Genomic DNA, 17,135 nt, shown 5'->3' on the forward strand with positions numbered 1-17,135 from the left:
AGATTCTATTTTTCCCCACTACAAAGACCTTTCATGTGTTAATTTTAAACTAATACTAATTTATAATTTTAAATAGCCTAAAGGAGTGAATTGAGTGGAACATGTGATTGAGATGCTTGGAATCCGTAAAGAATTCGGGAACTTCGTAGCAAATAACAATATCACCCTCCAATTAAAAAAAGGCGAAATTCATGCACTACTTGGTGAAAACGGTGCAGGTAAGTCGACTTTAATGAACGTACTTTTCGGTCTCTATCAACCAGAGGGTGGAGAAATAAAGGTGCGCGGGAAAGTAGAAAAAATTACAGACCCAAATAAAGCAAATGATTTAGGAATCGGGATGGTTCACCAACATTTTATGTTAGTGGAAAACTTCACGGTGACAGAAAACATCATTTTAGGTAGTGAACCAACAAAATTTGGTTCAATCAACATTAAGGATGCCGCAAAGAAAATTGCAGATTTATCGAAAAAGTACAATTTAGACGTCGATCCATACGCAAAAATTGAAGATATTTCGGTTGGGATGCAGCAGCGTGTAGAAATTTTAAAAACGTTATACCGCGGTGCAGAAATTTTAATTTTCGATGAGCCTACAGCATCATTAACACCACAAGAAATTACAGAATTAATGTCGATTTTAAGACTTCTAATTAAAGAAGGAAAATCGATTATCATTATTACACACAAATTAAAAGAAATTATGGAAGTTTCTGACCGTGTAACCATTATTCGTAAAGGGGAAGGGATTGGTACAGTCGTGACGGCTGAAACAAGCCCAGAACAGCTTGCGGAATTAATGGTCGGACGCCAAGTGGAGTTTAAAACTGAAAAAACAGAGGCGCACCCAACAGAAGAAATTTTATCGATTGAAAACCTAGTCGTGACGGATTACCGTAATATTGAAAAGGTAAAAGGTTTAAATTTATCGGTACGTCGTGGTGAAATCGTAGGGATTGCAGGGATCGATGGCAATGGTCAATCCGAGTTAATCGAAGCGATTACCGGTCTTCGCAAAATTAAGAGCGGTAAAGTCGTATTAAGCGGAAAAGATATTACAGGCTTAAAGCCACGTGAAATTACGGAAACGGGCTTAGGACATATCCCACAAGACCGTCATAAGCATGGGCTAGTACTTGATTTCCCGATTGGCCATAATATTGCACTCCAAACGTATTATAAGGAGCCGATTTCAAAAGGCTTTATAATGGATTATAAAAAGGTCAATGAAAAAGCGCGTCAAGTGATGGAAGAGTTTGATGTTCGAACAGGTCAAGGTGAAATGACTCCTGCACGCGCATTATCCGGTGGTAACCAACAAAAAGCGATTATTGGTCGTGAAGTGGACCGTGACCCAGACCTATTAATTGCAGCACTTCCAACACGCGGACTTGATGTAGGGGCGATTGAGTTCATTCATTCACGCTTAATCGAGCAACGCGATAAAGGAAAAGCAGTTTTATTAATTTCATTCGAATTGGATGAGGTTATGAACGTTTCAGACCGTATTGCTGTTATTTATGATGGCTCAATTATTGATACAGTTGATCCAAAAGAAACAACTGAACAAGAGCTAGGTTTATTAATGGCCGGCGAAGAGCGTAAGAAGAAGGAGGGGAACGAATAATGTCTAATCGCGCAATCAATATACTCGTTCCTGTTATTTCCGTTATTTTAGGTTTACTAGTTGGTGGCATCGTTATGATTGTCAGTGGCTATAATGCTGTAGACGGATACATTGCGCTATGGAACGGGATTTTTGGGGATGCGTATTCAATCGGGAATACGATTCGTCAAATTACACCCTATATTTTATCCGGTCTTGCAGTAGCGTTTGCATTCCGTACAGGCTTATTTAATATCGGGGTTGAAGGACAATTATTAATGGGGTGGGTTGCCGCAGCATACGTTGGTTATGCAATTGAGGGCTTACCACGTATCATTCACTTACCGTTAGCTTTACTTGCAGCGGCAGCAGCGGGTGCTTTCTGGGCATTTATTGTTGGTTATTTAAAGGCCAAGCTTCATGTCCATGAAGTAATTGCTTCCATCATGTTAAACTATACAGCACTCTATTTAACAAATGCAGTCATTAAGTCATTATCCGACGGTGGCTTCAAAACACCAACAGTTTTAGAGTCAGCAACATTACGTAATCAATGGCTACGTGAGTTAACAGACAACTCAAGCTTGCACTTAGGGATTATTGTGGCGATTTTAATGGTATTTATTATGTGGTTCATACTTGAAAAAACGACACGCGGTTATGAGCTAAAGGCAGTAGGTTTCAATAAAAATGCTGCTGAATATGCAGGGATGAATGTTAAGAGAAACATCATTTTAGCGATGACGATTTCGGGTGTTTTCGCCGGTCTTGCTGGTGCCATGGAAGCGCTTGGTACTTACCAAAACGCCTCTATTAAAGCCGTTCAATCAGGTATCGGTTTTGATGGGATTGCAGTAGCCTTACTTGGTGCTAATAACCCGATTGGTGTATTCTTTGGGGCATCGTTATTTGGTTCTTTAAAATACGGCGCTTTAAATATGCCAAACGCAGCTGGCATTCCAGAAGAAATCGTCTCTATTATTATTGCGGTAATTATTATATTCGTAGCTTCTGGCTATATTTTACGCGTTGGTTTAGAGAAATTTGGAAAGAAAAAGGAGGGCAAGTAACATGAGCTTTTTAGAAGTGTTATACTTTATCGTCCCTTCTGCTCTACTTTATGCAACACCACTTATTTTAACAGGTACTGGCGCATTATTTTCTGAGCGTGCTGGGATCATCGGTCTTGGTGTTGAAGGTTTAATGATTGTTGGTGCGTTTACAGGGATTTATGTAAACTTAGAGTATTATGATCAATTCGGTCGTGGGGTCATTTGGGTAGCCTTATTAGCAGCGCTTGTTGCAGGTGCGATTTTCTCATTAATCATCGCAGTTGCAGCGGTTACATTCCGCGCAGACCAAACGGTTACAGGGGTAGCAGTCAACCTGTTAGCAGCAGCCATTACAGTATTCCTAGTAAAATTAATTTATGATAAAGGTCAAACGGACATGATTCAAGCGCCAATTCGTCGTTTTGAAGTGCCGTATTTATCAGATATTCCGTTCTTCGGTAAACTATTATTTCATGATGTGTATGCAACAACGATTATTGCGTTCATCGTAGCAATTGGTGCTTGGTACATTTTATTCAAAACGCCATTTGGTTTACGTATTCGCGCAGTTGGGGAACATCCAATGGCAGCAGATACAATGGGTGTAAACGTAGCGAAAATGCGTTATATCGCGGTTATGATTTCGGGTGCATTAGCAGCAGTTGGGGGTGCGTCATTAGCAATGACTGTATCTAATGACTTCTCTGCTTCAACAATTGCCGGTCAAGGGTTCATTGCAATCGCGGCGATGATTTTCGGTAAATGGCATCCACTTGGTACATTAGGTGCCGCGCTATTCTTCGGTTTAGCACAAACACTAAGTATCGCAGGCGGGAATATTCCATATATTCAGGACATCCCACCGGTCATTCTACAAGTGTTACCATATGTATTAACGATTTTTGCATTAGCAGGCTTCATTGGTAAGGCGGTAGCACCAAAAGCATCCGGTCTACCATATATTAAAGGGAAGCGCTAAAAATGAATTTCAAGCCTCTGTACACATTCGATGTGCGGAGGCTTTTAGTTTTCTATAGTTATGAGAAAAGGACTAAGAATGCGTGTAATTTTAAAAATATTTTGAATTAAAATCAATACATATCCCACCTTTTTTTTAGTATGAATTTTTAAAAAACCTAATTTCCTTTAGTGTTGAGCCAAACTAGCAGGTCGCTTCTCAAGATGGAGAATATTTATTACGCAAAGCGCCATACTAAAACAAAAAACAGATGGATTTCATGGTTTTCTTGCCGATTTCGACCACTTTTGGATAATAATTTTGCAAAAAACGATTGAACACATGTATAGTAGAAGAAGAATGATTTCATTAGGTAGTCAGGAGGAGTTTTTTTGTTTTTAACGACAGAAATTGCGAAAGGTGTTTCGCTTCATATACGACAAACGGCTCAATTTAAAACGGTCAATTTTTCAATTAAATGGAGAGCCCCACTTTCTGAAAAAGCCGCATCGGAGCGTACGGTGCTTTCAAATGTTTTACAGCATAGTAATGAAAAGTTTCCGACATCAGCAAGTTATCGAAGCTATTTAGATGAGCTATTTGGCACAGTATTATACTTTGACACAACAAAGCGTGGCGCGGAGCATACGCTTTTATTCAATGTGGAAACCGTAAATGATCAATATCTATCGCACGGAAATGTATTGCAAGAGGTCATTGAATTAATGCATGAAGCTATTTTTAAACCAAATTTTGAACAGGGTCAATTTAAAGAAGCTATTGTAGAGCGCGAAAAAAATATGGTTGTGCAGCGTATTCAATCAGTATTTGATGACAAATCACGCTATGCGCAAAAGCGTTTAACGGAAATTTTACGACCTCATTCACCGGCTTCTATTTCAGCGAACGGTACGATTGGTGATGTCAAAGCCATTACACCTGCCTCATTAACAAAAACATATGAAGACATGCTTAAAAACGACATTATCGACATTTATGTAGTAGGGGATATCGATGTAGAAGAAATGACAGCCAAGATTAAAGAAGCCCTACCATTTACAGATCGTGGAAACATTGATTTACCAAAAGTACCTGCATTTAACGATCAAGTACAACAATATACAAAAGAAACGCAAGAAATGAAGCAAGGAAAGCTGCATATCGGTTATTCCACACCTGTGTACTTTGGCGATGAAGATTTTGCGAAGATGCAAATTTTCAACGGAATTTTCGGTGGCTATGCCCATTCGAAAATATTTATGAATGTGCGTGAAAAAGAAAGTTTAGCGTATTATGCCTCAAGCTCGTATTCTTCACATTATGGTTTGGTATTTGTTATATCAGGTATTGAACCGACAAATGAAGAAAAAGCACGCTTAGTCATTGCAGAACAATTAACATCGATTCAAAATGGAGAAATTACCGATTTAGAGCTAGCGCAAACAAAAGCAATGCTCATCAATCAATTAAAGGAAGCCTTGGATTCTTCACGCGGACAAATTGAAATTTTCGATCAATACAAAGCACTACCCGAGCCATTTGCATTAGACACATGGGTGACGCGCTGGTCGAATGTCACAAAGCAAGATGTACAACAAATGGCACAGCAAATTGAATTACAAGCAACGTATTTCTTATGCGGTAAGGAGGACTAAGCACGTGCAAACGATTGAATTTAAACAACTAGATGAAACACTTTATTATAAAAAATTACCGAATGGCTTAGATGTGTACATTTTGCCGAAAAAAGGCTTTTCTAAAACATTTGTGACGTTTACAACAAAGTATGGCTCAATTGACCGTACATTTGTGCCAATTGGTGAAACGGAAGCGATTACCGTTCCAGACGGGATTGCGCATTTTTTAGAGCATAAAATGTTCGAAAAAGAAGATGGTGACGTGTTCCAAAAGTTTAGTGAGGTTGGTGCACAGGCCAATGCCTTTACATCTTTTACACGTACAGCCTATTTGTTCTCTTCGACGGATCATATTTATAAAAGCACGGAAACCTTATTAAATTTCGTGCAGGAACCGTATTTCACAGAAGAAACGGTTAACAAGGAAAAGGGGATTATCGGTCAGGAAATTACAATGTACGACGATTCTCCTGATTGGCGCTTATACTTTGGTGCAATTGAAAATATGTACCACAATCATCCGGTAAAAATCGACATCGCTGGAACGATTGACACGATTGATGGCATTACAGCGGAGCATTTATATACGTGCTACAATACGTTTTACCACCCATCTAATATGCTGCTATTTGTCATTGGCGCAGTAGATCCAGCAGAAATGATGACATTTATCCAAAACAATCAAAACGAAAAAACATTCCCAGAAGCGACACCATTAACGCGCCTATTTGATGAAGAACCATCAAATGTAGCGATAAAAGAACGTGTACTTCATATGGATGTCCAAAAACCAAAAGTTTATGTAGGATTAAAGGCAAAAGAAGTGAATTTAAGTGGCGAGGCGATGCTTAAACATGAGCTCTCAGTACAAATTGCATTAGAATGCTTATTTGGTCGTGCTTCACAGTTTTATACCCATATGTATGATAACGGCTTAATCGATGAATCTTACGGCTATGATTTCTCACTCGAAAACGGTTATGGTTTTGCATTAATTGGTTCAGATTCTGAGCAACCTGAACAGCTTGTGGAAGGAATTAAAGCAAAATTAGCGCAAGCCGAAAATGCAAGTGTATTTACAGCGGAAGACGTAGAACGTATTAAACGTAAAAAAATTGGCTTCTTCCTACGTGCATTAAACTCAATAGAATTTATCGCTAATCAATTTACACGTTATAAATTTAATGAGATGAACCTATTCGACGTGGTACCTGTATTAGAAACGATTACAGTTGAAGATATTGCACAAGCATTCCAATCTATACAAGGTGAAGAGCAACAAACGGTATTCCAAATTTTACCGATAAGTGAGCGCAAAGCATAATGAAAAAATTTGCATTAGTTTGTGGCGCGTCCGGAGCAATAGGTGAGGAAATTTGCCGCCAACTTGCTCAGGATGGCTGGTCACTCTATTTGCATTACAATGCCAATAAAGAAAAGGTACATCAACTTTATGTGCAATTAGCAGAAAGTTATCCTCAGCAGGAGTTTATGCCCGTGCAAGCTGATTTTAGCACTGACACAGGGGCCGAGCAGTTAGCAGCGCAAATTTTTTCAGTGAAGGCTATTATTTTCGCGAACGGTCATGCCTATTATGGACTTCTTGAAGATACATCAAGTGCGGATATGAACAAACTATGGTGTGTGCATGTACAAAACCCTATGCGCACAACGGCTCTCTTAGCAAGCAAATTGCGGGTACATGAAGTAAGCTATGTGCTTGTTGTAGGGTCCATTTGGGGCGATGCTGGCGCGGCGGGTGAAGTGGTCTATTCGGCAGTCAAAGGGGCGCAACATAGTTTTGTCAAAGCCTATGCACAAGAGGTTGCTTATAATGGCATTCGCGTTAATGCCATTGCACCTGGCTTTATTGATACGGTGATGAATGCCAAGCTCGATACCGCCGAGCGTGAAGAATTGGTAAGTCAAATACCGCTCCAAACGTTTGGTGAAACGAGTGATATTGCCAATATGGTAGCATTTTATGTGAGCGGCAAGGCTGATTATGTAACAGGGCAAATTATTCGAGTTAATGGTGGTTGGTACATATAATACTTACTTCTCGTCCATACTAAGTGAACGAGAGGAGGGGAAGTGTATGAGCATATTGCAAAATTGGGAGCAATGGACGAGCTTTTTAGGGCAGCAGGTAACAGATGCAAAGGAAAGTGGCATGCCGAACAAAATTATTGAGAAGACAGCTGTTCAAATTGGGGAATATTTAGCGAAAAATGTCGATCCGCAAAATGAACAAGAGCGTGTCTTATCCGATTTATGGTCTGTCGCTGAAAAAGACGAAAAGCAAGCGTTAGCGAGCTGCGTCATGAAACTTGTTCAACAAAAAACGACACATTAATTGAATAATCAAAAGAGATGTCACTCACATATTAACAGTGAGCGGCATCTTTTTTAGTAAATAAACGAACGCATTTTCGTATTCATTTTTGTGAAAAATCATTTTGCCATTATAATTTTTAGAAATAGCTCATTTTTCATTAGAAATTTCAAGAAAACGAACAAAAACAAGGTTTTCTAACTTTTCAATAGGTAGAAAATCCGCTATGATGGAACTTATAAGAAATAATTACGTTTCTATTATGAGGGGACAGATTAAAATGGGCGAATGGTATTTCGAGTATGAAATTCAAGTGAATCGACCAGGCTTGTTAGGAGATATTGCATCGTTATTAGGAATGCTACGCGTCAATATCGTATCTATTAATGGTGTAGATGAAGAACATCGTGGGATGCTATTATCGACGGACAATGAAGAGTCGATCCAGCGTTTCATATCCATCGTTTCGACAATGGAAAACATCAATGTCACTCGATTTCGTCAACCAAAGCTACGCGATCGTTTAGCAATTCGCCATGGCCATTATATTCCACGTGATGCCGATGAAAAAAATACATTCCGCTTTGTTCGAGATGAGCTCGGCATACTAGTTGATTTTATGGCTGAATTATTTAAGAAAGAAGGTCATAAGTTAATAGGGATTCGTGGGATGCCTCGTGTAGGAAAGACGGAATCCATCGTAGCAGCAAGTGTCTGTGCCAATAAACGCTGGCTGTTTATTTCTTCCACAATGATCAAACAAACCGTTCGTAGCTCACTAATGGGAGACGAATTTAATGGTAATAATATTTTTATCTTAGATGGTGCGGTTACGCGTCGCTCGAATGATGAACGTCACCAACAATTAGTACGTGAAATTATGGGAATGCCAACCATTAAAGTAATTGAACATCCGGATCTTTTTGTCCAGCATTCATCTTATAAATTAGAGGATTTCGATTATATTATTGAGTTGCGCAATCATCCAGACGAAGAAATTACGTACGAAAGTATTCAAAAAAATGATTTATTTTCCAATACGAGTGATTTTGGTGGCTTCGGGGGATTTAATGTTTAGTTCATCGCTAATTTTAACGGCGCTGGTTGTTAAAATAATTTGTTGAATATATTAAAAGTAGGTGTTTTTTTTGACGGAACTAGGAGCTCGCTTAAAAGAGGCGAGATTAGCGAAGGGATATAGCTTAGATGATTTGCAGGAAATTACGAAAATTCAAAAGCGCTATTTAATCGGAATTGAAGAAGGTAACTATTCGATTATGCCGGGTTCTTTTTACGTTCGTGCATTTATTAAGCAATATGCAGAGGCAGTAGGATTAGATGCAGAGCAAATTCTTACTGAGTACCGCAGTGATATTCCAGCAGTACAAAAGGAAGAAGTAGCACAATCCTTTACACAAAGTCCAAGTAGACATAAGATGAAGGCTTCCACGAATAATAAGATGATGGAGGCTATGCCAAAACTGATTGTTGCCTTATTTGCGATTGTTATTTTAGTGGTCATCACAACGCTGTATATGCAAAAGGCAAACAATGTTCCGGATATCGGAGGAGAAGATGACAATAAGCCAATCGAGTATGTAAAAAACCCGAATTCTCCACAAACCAAACCAGAAGTAACAGAAGAGGATGACACAGAAGAAGATGCGCAGCCACAAGAGCCTGTGCAAACAGAGCCAGAAGTTGTGCAAGTCATCAGCCCAGGTGTTGCAGAAGGTGAAAATACAATCTATGAGGTAACGGGTACAGACACATTAAAGGTTCGAATTGAAGTATCAGGCTTAACATGGGTAGGTATTCGTAACGAGCAGCGTCAAGAGCAGGTGGAAGCGAAATCCTATAATGCAGGTGATGTGATTGAACATGATTCAACTGCGAATAATTATGCGCGAATCCGTTTAGGAAACTCAAAAGTGGCTAAAGTATATGTAAATGACGAAGAAGTGCCGTATGTACAAGATCGTACGACACAAAACATTATTTTAAAGTTAGTGAAAGAACAACAAGGACAGTAGTCATCTATTAGGATGGCTCTTTTCTTTCAGATGAAAGGTGTTAATAAATGAACATTCCAAATAAGATTACAGTGTCACGAATTTTACTGATCCCGGTATTTGTCATTGTAATGATGTTTGACTTTGGTTGGGGAAATATGACGCTATTTGGCGCAGAAATGCAAGTGAACTATTTTGTAGGGGCACTGATCTTTATTATTGCGTCAGCTACAGACTGGGTAGACGGCTATTATGCGCGTAAATACAATTTAGTCACAAATCTAGGAAAGTTCTTAGACCCACTGGCCGATAAATTATTAGTATCCGCTGCGTTTATTTTACTAGTAGAAATTGGTTTAGCGCCAGCGTGGCTTGTGATTATTATTATTTCTCGTGAGTTTGCAGTAACGGGCCTACGCTTAATTTTAGCAGGGCAAGGGGAAGTTGTGGCAGCCAACCAATTAGGTAAAATTAAAACATGGGCGCAAATTGTTGCAATCTCAGCGTTAATTTTACACAATACGATTTTTACATTAATCGGTATTCCGTTTGATGATATTATGCTGTATGTCGCATTATTCTTCACATTATGGTCTGGATGGGATTACTTCTATCTAAATCGTCGCGTGTTATTAGATTCAAAATAAAGCAAGCTAACTTAAAACAACTCGTACTAGAAATAGTGCGGGTTTTCTTAAATTTAAGGGGGAAATCCAATGAATGCAGAAATTATTGCGGTAGGCTCGGAATTATTATTAGGACAAATCGCCAATACCAATGCCAAATTTATATCAAGCCAGCTTTCGGAGCTTGGTGTTAATGTTTTTTATCATACAGTTGTTGGAGATAATCGAGCGCGTTTAGTGGAAGCAATTCAAATTGCAGAGCAGCGCGCGGATTTAATTATCTTTTCGGGCGGCTTAGGTCCAACAAAAGACGATCTAACGAAAGAAACCATTGCCCAGCACTTACAACGTGAGCTTGTTATGGACGAAGTGGCGCTTCATGCAATTGAACAGTTCTTTAACAAGCAAAAGCGTGTGATGACGGATAATAACCGTAAGCAGGCACTCGTTATACAGGGCTGTGACGTATTAACGAATCATCATGGGATGGCACCGGGCATGCTGTTAAAACAAGGAAAGCAACATTATATGCTTTTGCCAGGTCCACCAAGGGAGCTAGAGCCGATGTTTCAATTTGAAGCAAAGCCAAAGCTTGCGGCACTACTTCATGATGGTGGGGTCATTGCTTCCCATGTGCTTCGATTTTATGGCATTGGAGAAGCAGAGCTAGAGGTGCATGTGCAGTCGATATTAGATACCCAAACAAATCCAACCGTTGCCCCACTTGCCGCTGATGGCGAGGTGACGCTACGTATTACAGCGAAAGCGGACAACGAACATCAAGCGTATCTGTTAATCGAAGAAAAAAAACGCGAAATTTTGGATATCGTAGGGGACTATCATTATGGTGATAATGACGATTCTCTTGCATCAAAACTTGTCGAAATGCTGCTTCAAAATAAATTAACAATTGCCGCCGCAGAAAGCTTAACGGCTGGGCTATTTCAATCCGAGCTTGCAGAAGTTTCGGGCGTTTCTTCTGTATTAGAAGGTGGCGTCATCACATACTCAGAGCAAGCAAAAATTAAGCAATTAGGCATATCTCCGCAGTTAATCGAACGTTACAGTGTTGTAAGCAGTGAATGTGCAGCCGAGATGGCATTAAAGGTACGACAAAAATTTGGCACCGATATTGGTATTGGCTTAACAGGAGTAGCAGGTCCTGGTAGTCATTACGGCCAGCCAGCTGGTACGGTTTGGATTGGTCTTGCAATTGGTGATCAGCCCCCTGCTACGCATCGTCTACAATTATCGGGTGCGCGAAATACAAATCGCTTACGTGCGGTGAAATTTACATGTAGCTATTTGATGCGTGAATTGAATAAGCTTGGTTATACTAAATAAAAACACTAGCAAATAGTAATTTTCATCGTATAAAATAAGGTGAAATAGAGAGTTTCAAATAAAACCGAAAATACGTTCGCTTTTTTCTTGAATGTTATCTCATTAACAAGTATAATAGAGACATAAAACAATAAAGCTTTTTCTTAAGGAGGAAATCTTTTGAGCGATCGTAAAGCAGCGTTAGATATGGCACTAAAGCAAATTGAAAAACAATTCGGTAAAGGTTCTGTCATGAAGTTAGGTGAAAACACAGACCGTAAAATTGAGACATCTTCATCAGGCTCAATCGCTATTGATGCGGCATTAGGCGTTGGCGGTTATCCACGTGGACGAATTGTGGAAGTCTACGGCCCAGAGTCTTCAGGTAAAACAACTGTTACATTACATGCTATCGCAGAAATTCAAGCAAATGGTGGTACAGCAGCATTTATCGATGCAGAGCACGCATTAGACCCAGTCTATGCACAAAAGCTTGGTGTCAATATTGACGATTTACTATTAGCCCAGCCAGATACTGGTGAACAAGCACTTGAAATCGCTGAAGCATTAGTACGTTCTGGTGCGATTGATATTATCGTTATTGACTCTGTAGCAGCATTAGTACCAAAAGCAGAGATTGAGGGCGAAATGGGTGACTCACATATGGGTCTACAAGCGCGTTTAATGTCTCAAGCCTTACGTAAATTATCAGGTGTTATTAACAAATCGAATACACTTGCCATCTTCATCAACCAAGTACGTGAAAAAATCGGTGTCATGTTCGGGAATCCAGAAACAACTACAGGTGGACGGGCTTTAAAATTCTATTCATCCATCCGTTTAGAAGTACGTCGTGGTGAAGCGATTAAGCAAGGGACAGAAATCGTTGGTAACAAAACAAAAATTAAAGTCGTAAAAAATAAAGTAGCACCACCATTCCGCACAGCAGAAGTGGATATTATGTACGGTGAAGGGATTTCAAAAGAAGGGGAAATCGTGGACATCGGTGCAGAATTAGAAATTATTCAAAAGAGCGGTTCTTGGTATTCTTACAACAATGAGCGAATCGGTCAAGGTCGCGAAAATGTAAAAGCCTTCTTAAAAGAAAACCCAGCTATTCGTGAAGAGGTCGCTGAGAAAATCCGACAAAACTTCGGCATCGGTGGCGATATTGGCTATACAATCGGCTCACATGATACACCTGAAGAAGAGGAACTCGACGAATTAGAATTATTCGAAGACGACAAAAAATAAGCCAATCAGAACATGTCATGCGCAAATAGCATGACATGTTTTTGTTTGGAGATATACTGATGAGGAATCCGAGTCAATGGTGGAATGGTTCGGTATTCGCAAAAATAATTTGAAAAGCGCAAATACCTCCAATGAATTCGTAAATAAACATAAAAATTCGTAAATACCCCTCAAGTAACCGCAAATAAACACAAAAAGTCGCAAATACCGCCCCTAGCGAAAGCCTATATCCGCTCAGTGATTACCCCCATCTATTGAAAAGTGCGAATCCCCATATTTACTGGACTACAGGTAATATGATTCAAAAAGGCGCAGAGTAATGGCTATTCTTGACATAGCTAAATTGGAACTATACAATTAAACATGTATAATTTCTAAATTTTGAAATGAAATAGGCAGTATGTTTGAGTTCGAACATATTAAGCCGACTAGAAGAACATCAGACATATAGTATAGGCATAGGAGGGGATTTTAAGATGGAAATGATTATCCCTGCTTTGCTAGGATTCGCTGTCGGTGTCGCTGTTATCTATTTCTACATGAAAAACGTGAATGAATCAAAGGTGACTGGTGCAAAGCATGTTGCCGAACAAATCGTTGATGAGGCGAAGCGTGAAGCAGATGCACTGAAAAAGGAAGCACTACTTGAAGCAAAAGATGAAACTCACAAATTTCGAACTGAAGCGGAAAACGACATTCGTGATCGTCGTAACGAACTTCAGAAACAAGAGAACCGTTTATTGCAAAGAGAAGAAAATCTTGACCGCAAAGATGATGCTCTGAACAAAAGAGAGACAGGTCTAGAGCGTAAGGAAGAAGCTCTAGCAAACAGACAACAGCATATTGAACAGATGGAAAGCAAAGTGGAAGAATTAGTTGCTAGTCAAAAAACAGAGCTAGAGCGTATTGCAGCACTTACTCGTGAGGAAGCGAAGGAAATTATCCTGAAGGAAGTTGAAAACGAACTGACGACGGATATCGCTGTTATGACGAAGGAATCTGAAACACGCGCAAAAGAAGAGTCAGACAAAAAAGCACGCGAAATTTTATCGCTTGCACTACAACGCTTTGCAGCTGACCATGTTGCCGAAACAACAGTGTCCGTTGTAAACTTACCGAATGATGAGATGAAAGGTCGCATCATTGGTCGTGAAGGTCGTAATATTCGAACACTAGAAACACTCACAGGGATTGATTTAATCATCGATGATACACCTGAAGCAGTTATTCTATCTGGTTTCGACCCAATTCGCCGTGAAACAGCACGTCTTGCACTTGAAAAATTAGTACAAGATGGCCGTATCCACCCGGCACGCATTGAAGAAATGGTTGAGAAATCTCGCCGTGAAGTGGATGAGCAAATCCGTGAAACCGGTGAACAAACAACATTCGAGGTAGGTATTCATAACCTACACCCAGATTTAATGAAAATTCTTGGACGCATGAAATATCGTACAAGCTATGGTCAAAACGTGTTAAAGCACTCCGTTGAGGTTGCTCATTTAGCTGGCTTACTTGCAGCTGAGCTAGGCGAGGATGTAACATTAGCGCGTCGTGCAGGCTTACTGCATGATATTGGGAAAGCGATTGACCATGAAGTCGAAGGAAGTCATGTTGAAATTGGTGTAGAATTAGCTACGAAGTATAAGGAACACCCAGTTGTTATTAACTCGATTGCCTCTCACCATGGGGATACAGAAGCAACTTCAGTCATTGCGGTACTTGTTGCAGCAGCAGATGCCTTATCCGCAGCTCGCCCTGGTGCTCGTAGTGAAACATTGGAAAACTATATTCGTCGTCTAGAAAAGCTGGAGGAAATTTCTGAAAGCTATGAAGGTGTCGAAAAATCATTCGCGATTCAAGCAGGTCGTGAAGTACGCATTATCGTACAGCCAGAAAAAATTGATGATCTTGCATCACACCGCTTAGCCCGTGATATTCGTAAGCGTATCGAGGAAGAGCTAGATTATCCTGGTCACATAAAAGTGACAGTAATTCGTGAAACACGCGCGGTGGAATACGCCAAATAATATCGAAAATTAGGTCTTAATCTGAGGAGAGTTTTTATACTTTCTCTCTAGATTAAGGCTTTTTTATGCTTTAGGTAAGTAGAAAACATCATATAACGAAGTAACTTATAGCAGCAATCCCACTGCGAATTAAGAGACGAATTAATATAGACAAAACGAAGAATACTAGGCATATATTAACCAAATCATGACTATACTAATAAAAAGATAGTTAGTGACATTATATTAATTTGCTCAAGCTCAATACACAGTCTAAACATACTCCAATCCCGCTAATCCCACTCTATTACTCACAGTTCGTTTTAACTAATCTACTTCATTTTAATATCCATAAGGTATGTGAAAAAATAGGGAGAGGTAGGGGAATTCATGAAATTATCAACGCAGGCTAAGCATTATGCATTTTCGCGAATTGTGAAGGTATCACCGGTTGTCGGTAGTAAATTATTGTATTGGAAAACGTTTAAGCATCGTTTGAATTTGGAAAGTCCACAAACATTCACTGAAAAATTAATGTGGCTGAAATTATTTGAGGATGTCGAGTTTAAAAGGAGATTTACAGACAAGGTGAAGATGCGTGAATATATGATCACGCTGGGCTATAGTCATCTATTGGTTCCGTTAATTGGAATATTTGATGAGGTAGAGGATATCATTTTTGAACAATTGCCGAGAAAGTTCGTTTTGAAATGCACGCATGGGGCTAAATTTACGATTGTTTGTGAAAACAAAAGAGAGCTGGATTATCGACAAACAAGGCTGCAATTAGCAGAAATGGTGGCGACCGATTATTCCTTGAAGTATGCGGAGCCTCATTATGCAAGGATTCAGCCGAGAATTATTATTGAGCATTTTATCGAACCTTCAATGAGTAATGTTTCGGATAAATATAAAATTCATTGCTTCCAAGGGGTGCCGAAGATGATTGAAGTAACGGTGAAGGGCTCTACGCCAGAGCAGCACAGGCTCATGCTAACACCAGATTGGCAGAATACAAATTATATGAAGGAAAAGTTGGCGTATGGTGAAATAAAAGAAAAGCCAGAGCAGCTTGAAGAGCTAATGGCCATTGCTAAAAAGCTATGTAAGCCATTTACGTATGTACGAGTCGATTTAACCGTTGTAGATGAGAAAATTTATTTTAACAACTTAATATTTTCTCCGGATGCATGCTTAATGACCGACATTCACGAAGAGGCGAATCAAATATTGGGGAAATGGCTAGCGCTGGACATCGGAAAAGCCAAGCAGCCGATTGCCTACGCACGCCCCAAATAATTACCACCCTAACTTGCAAGGAGGATGTTGCATGATACCTATTGTTTCGATTATTGTTACTACGCATGCGGTTGAATCCGCGATCCAAGACTGTCTACAAAGTCTGCAACAGCAAACATTAAAAGCAATCGAAGTACTTATTATGAATGATGGTTCTTCTGAGGAAACAGCTCGTATTTGTGAGGCATTCGCCAACGAGGACAGTCGTTTTTCTATAATGAATGCGCAAAGTCTTACATTAAGTGAAGCGCGTAATTACGGCATGCATATAGCTACAGGAAATTATATTGCATTTGTCGATGGCCATGATTTTGTGGAATGCACGATGTATGAAAAGCTTGTAAAATGTGCAAAGCAAAAACAGGCAGATCTCGTCCTTTGTGGCTATACAAAATATTGGAAGAAATCGAAGTATAAAAGACAGTATAAGGTCAACGCAGCAATATTAACGAAGTCCAATCCCGTCGACTATTTTTTAGCCAAGCATAACGAGGCCTATGTCATGCCGTGGAATAAATTATTTTTACGTTCGATCATTTTAGAGCATCAATTATACTTTGATAATCCTACTTTTTTTGAACATGTAGGTTTTATGGCTCGTTACTTATCCTTTGCAAAAGTAATAGCCATTGTCAATGAAGCACAGTACAACCAAGTACAATATGCTGACATGCTGACAAAAAGCTATCATCCATCCATTGCACAATCACAGGAGCAAATGTATATACAAATGAAGCAATTTTTCGATAAGCGACAATATCGCAATGTCATCGAGGCATTGAATTTACGCATGTATATTCATCGCTATCATTATGTATTATTAACGACTGCTAACACAAGACATCTGAAGTCGCTGGAGCGCCAGATTATTCGGGAGGGCAAAAATTTTTCTCAGCTGTCCTGGAAACATCGGTTGATGAAGCCACTCGTGAAGCTGAGGCTCTATCCGACATTTTTCAGGCTAGTGCATAAAGTAAAGGCAGAATAATCGATTTATCAACATAGTTACTGTACATCTAAATTT

General features: G+C 39.6%; 15 protein-coding genes. All 15 read left to right on the forward strand.

Annotation, left to right across the window (positions count from 1 at the left end; translation table 11 throughout):
* Positions 1-94: 94 nt before the first annotated feature.
* The 15 genes from MKX47_RS05045 to MKX47_RS05115 all read left to right on the forward strand — a co-directional run bounded on the left by MKX47_RS05045 (position 95) and on the right by MKX47_RS05115 (position 17,099).
* Complete coding sequence (locus MKX47_RS05045; RefSeq protein WP_340771826.1) at positions 95-1,627, forward strand: ABC transporter ATP-binding protein; 1,533 nt, start codon at positions 95-97, stop codon at positions 1,625-1,627.
* A complete protein-coding gene (locus MKX47_RS05050) occupies positions 1,627-2,676 on the forward strand; it encodes an ABC transporter permease (protein ID WP_340771828.1) in 1,050 nt (349 codons plus the stop codon). The genes MKX47_RS05045 and MKX47_RS05050 overlap by 1 nt, the downstream gene beginning before the upstream one ends.
* A 1-nt stretch (position 2,677) precedes the next feature.
* Positions 2,678-3,637, forward strand: a complete 960-nt coding sequence (locus tag MKX47_RS05055) for an ABC transporter permease (protein WP_340771831.1) — start codon at positions 2,678-2,680, stop codon at positions 3,635-3,637.
* Positions 3,638-4,008: 371 nt separating this feature from the next.
* Positions 4,009-5,271, forward strand: a complete 1,263-nt coding sequence (yfmF, locus tag MKX47_RS05060; protein WP_340771832.1) for an EF-P 5-aminopentanol modification-associated protein YfmF — start codon at positions 4,009-4,011, stop codon at positions 5,269-5,271.
* A gap of 4 nt (positions 5,272-5,275) precedes the next feature.
* A complete protein-coding gene (yfmH, locus tag MKX47_RS05065; RefSeq protein ID WP_340771834.1) occupies positions 5,276-6,577 on the forward strand; it encodes an EF-P 5-aminopentanol modification-associated protein YfmH in 1,302 nt (433 codons plus the stop codon).
* Positions 6,577-7,305, forward strand: coding sequence for an elongation factor P 5-aminopentanone reductase (ymfI, locus tag MKX47_RS05070; protein WP_340771836.1), 729 nt, complete (start codon positions 6,577-6,579; stop codon positions 7,303-7,305). Before yfmH ends, ymfI begins: the two co-directional genes overlap by 1 nt.
* 46 nt (positions 7,306-7,351) lie before the next feature.
* Positions 7,352-7,609, forward strand: coding sequence for a DUF3243 domain-containing protein (locus tag MKX47_RS05075; protein WP_340771839.1), 258 nt, complete (start codon positions 7,352-7,354; stop codon positions 7,607-7,609).
* Positions 7,610-7,868: 259 nt separating this feature from the next.
* Positions 7,869-8,666: a DUF3388 domain-containing protein gene (locus tag MKX47_RS05080; protein WP_340771841.1), complete on the forward strand. Its 798-nt coding sequence runs from the start codon at positions 7,869-7,871 to the stop codon at positions 8,664-8,666.
* 61 nt (positions 8,667-8,727) lie between these two features.
* The gene (locus tag MKX47_RS05085; protein WP_340771843.1) at positions 8,728-9,621 is read left to right on the forward strand and encodes a helix-turn-helix domain-containing protein; all 894 of its coding nucleotides are present in this window, start codon (positions 8,728-8,730) and stop codon (positions 9,619-9,621) included.
* Positions 9,622-9,668: 47 nt separating this feature from the next.
* Positions 9,669-10,247: a CDP-diacylglycerol--glycerol-3-phosphate 3-phosphatidyltransferase gene (gene pgsA, locus MKX47_RS05090; protein ID WP_340771846.1), complete on the forward strand. Its 579-nt coding sequence runs from the start codon at positions 9,669-9,671 to the stop codon at positions 10,245-10,247.
* A gap of 69 nt (positions 10,248-10,316) precedes the next feature.
* Positions 10,317-11,570, forward strand: a complete 1,254-nt coding sequence (locus tag MKX47_RS05095) for a competence/damage-inducible protein A (protein WP_340771848.1) — start codon at positions 10,317-10,319, stop codon at positions 11,568-11,570.
* Between the two features lie 159 nt (positions 11,571-11,729).
* The gene (gene recA / locus MKX47_RS05100; RefSeq protein ID WP_340771850.1) at positions 11,730-12,803 is read left to right on the forward strand and encodes a recombinase RecA; all 1,074 of its coding nucleotides are present in this window, start codon (positions 11,730-11,732) and stop codon (positions 12,801-12,803) included.
* Between the two features lie 476 nt (positions 12,804-13,279).
* Positions 13,280-14,833, forward strand: coding sequence for a ribonuclease Y (rny, locus tag MKX47_RS05105; protein WP_340771852.1), 1,554 nt, complete (start codon positions 13,280-13,282; stop codon positions 14,831-14,833).
* A gap of 369 nt (positions 14,834-15,202) precedes the next feature.
* Complete coding sequence (locus MKX47_RS05110) at positions 15,203-16,111, forward strand: ATP-grasp fold amidoligase family protein (protein WP_340771854.1); 909 nt, start codon at positions 15,203-15,205, stop codon at positions 16,109-16,111.
* A 31-nt stretch (positions 16,112-16,142) separates the two neighbouring features.
* Positions 16,143-17,099 carry a glycosyltransferase family 2 protein gene (locus tag MKX47_RS05115; protein ID WP_340771858.1) on the forward strand — a complete coding sequence of 319 codons (957 nt, stop codon included), beginning with the start codon at positions 16,143-16,145 and terminating at the stop codon, positions 17,097-17,099.
* Positions 17,100-17,135 lie beyond the last annotated feature (36 nt).

The organism is Solibacillus sp. FSL R7-0668 (assembly GCF_038006205.1).
Taxonomy (GTDB): Bacteria; Bacillota; Bacilli; order Bacillales_A; family Planococcaceae; genus Solibacillus.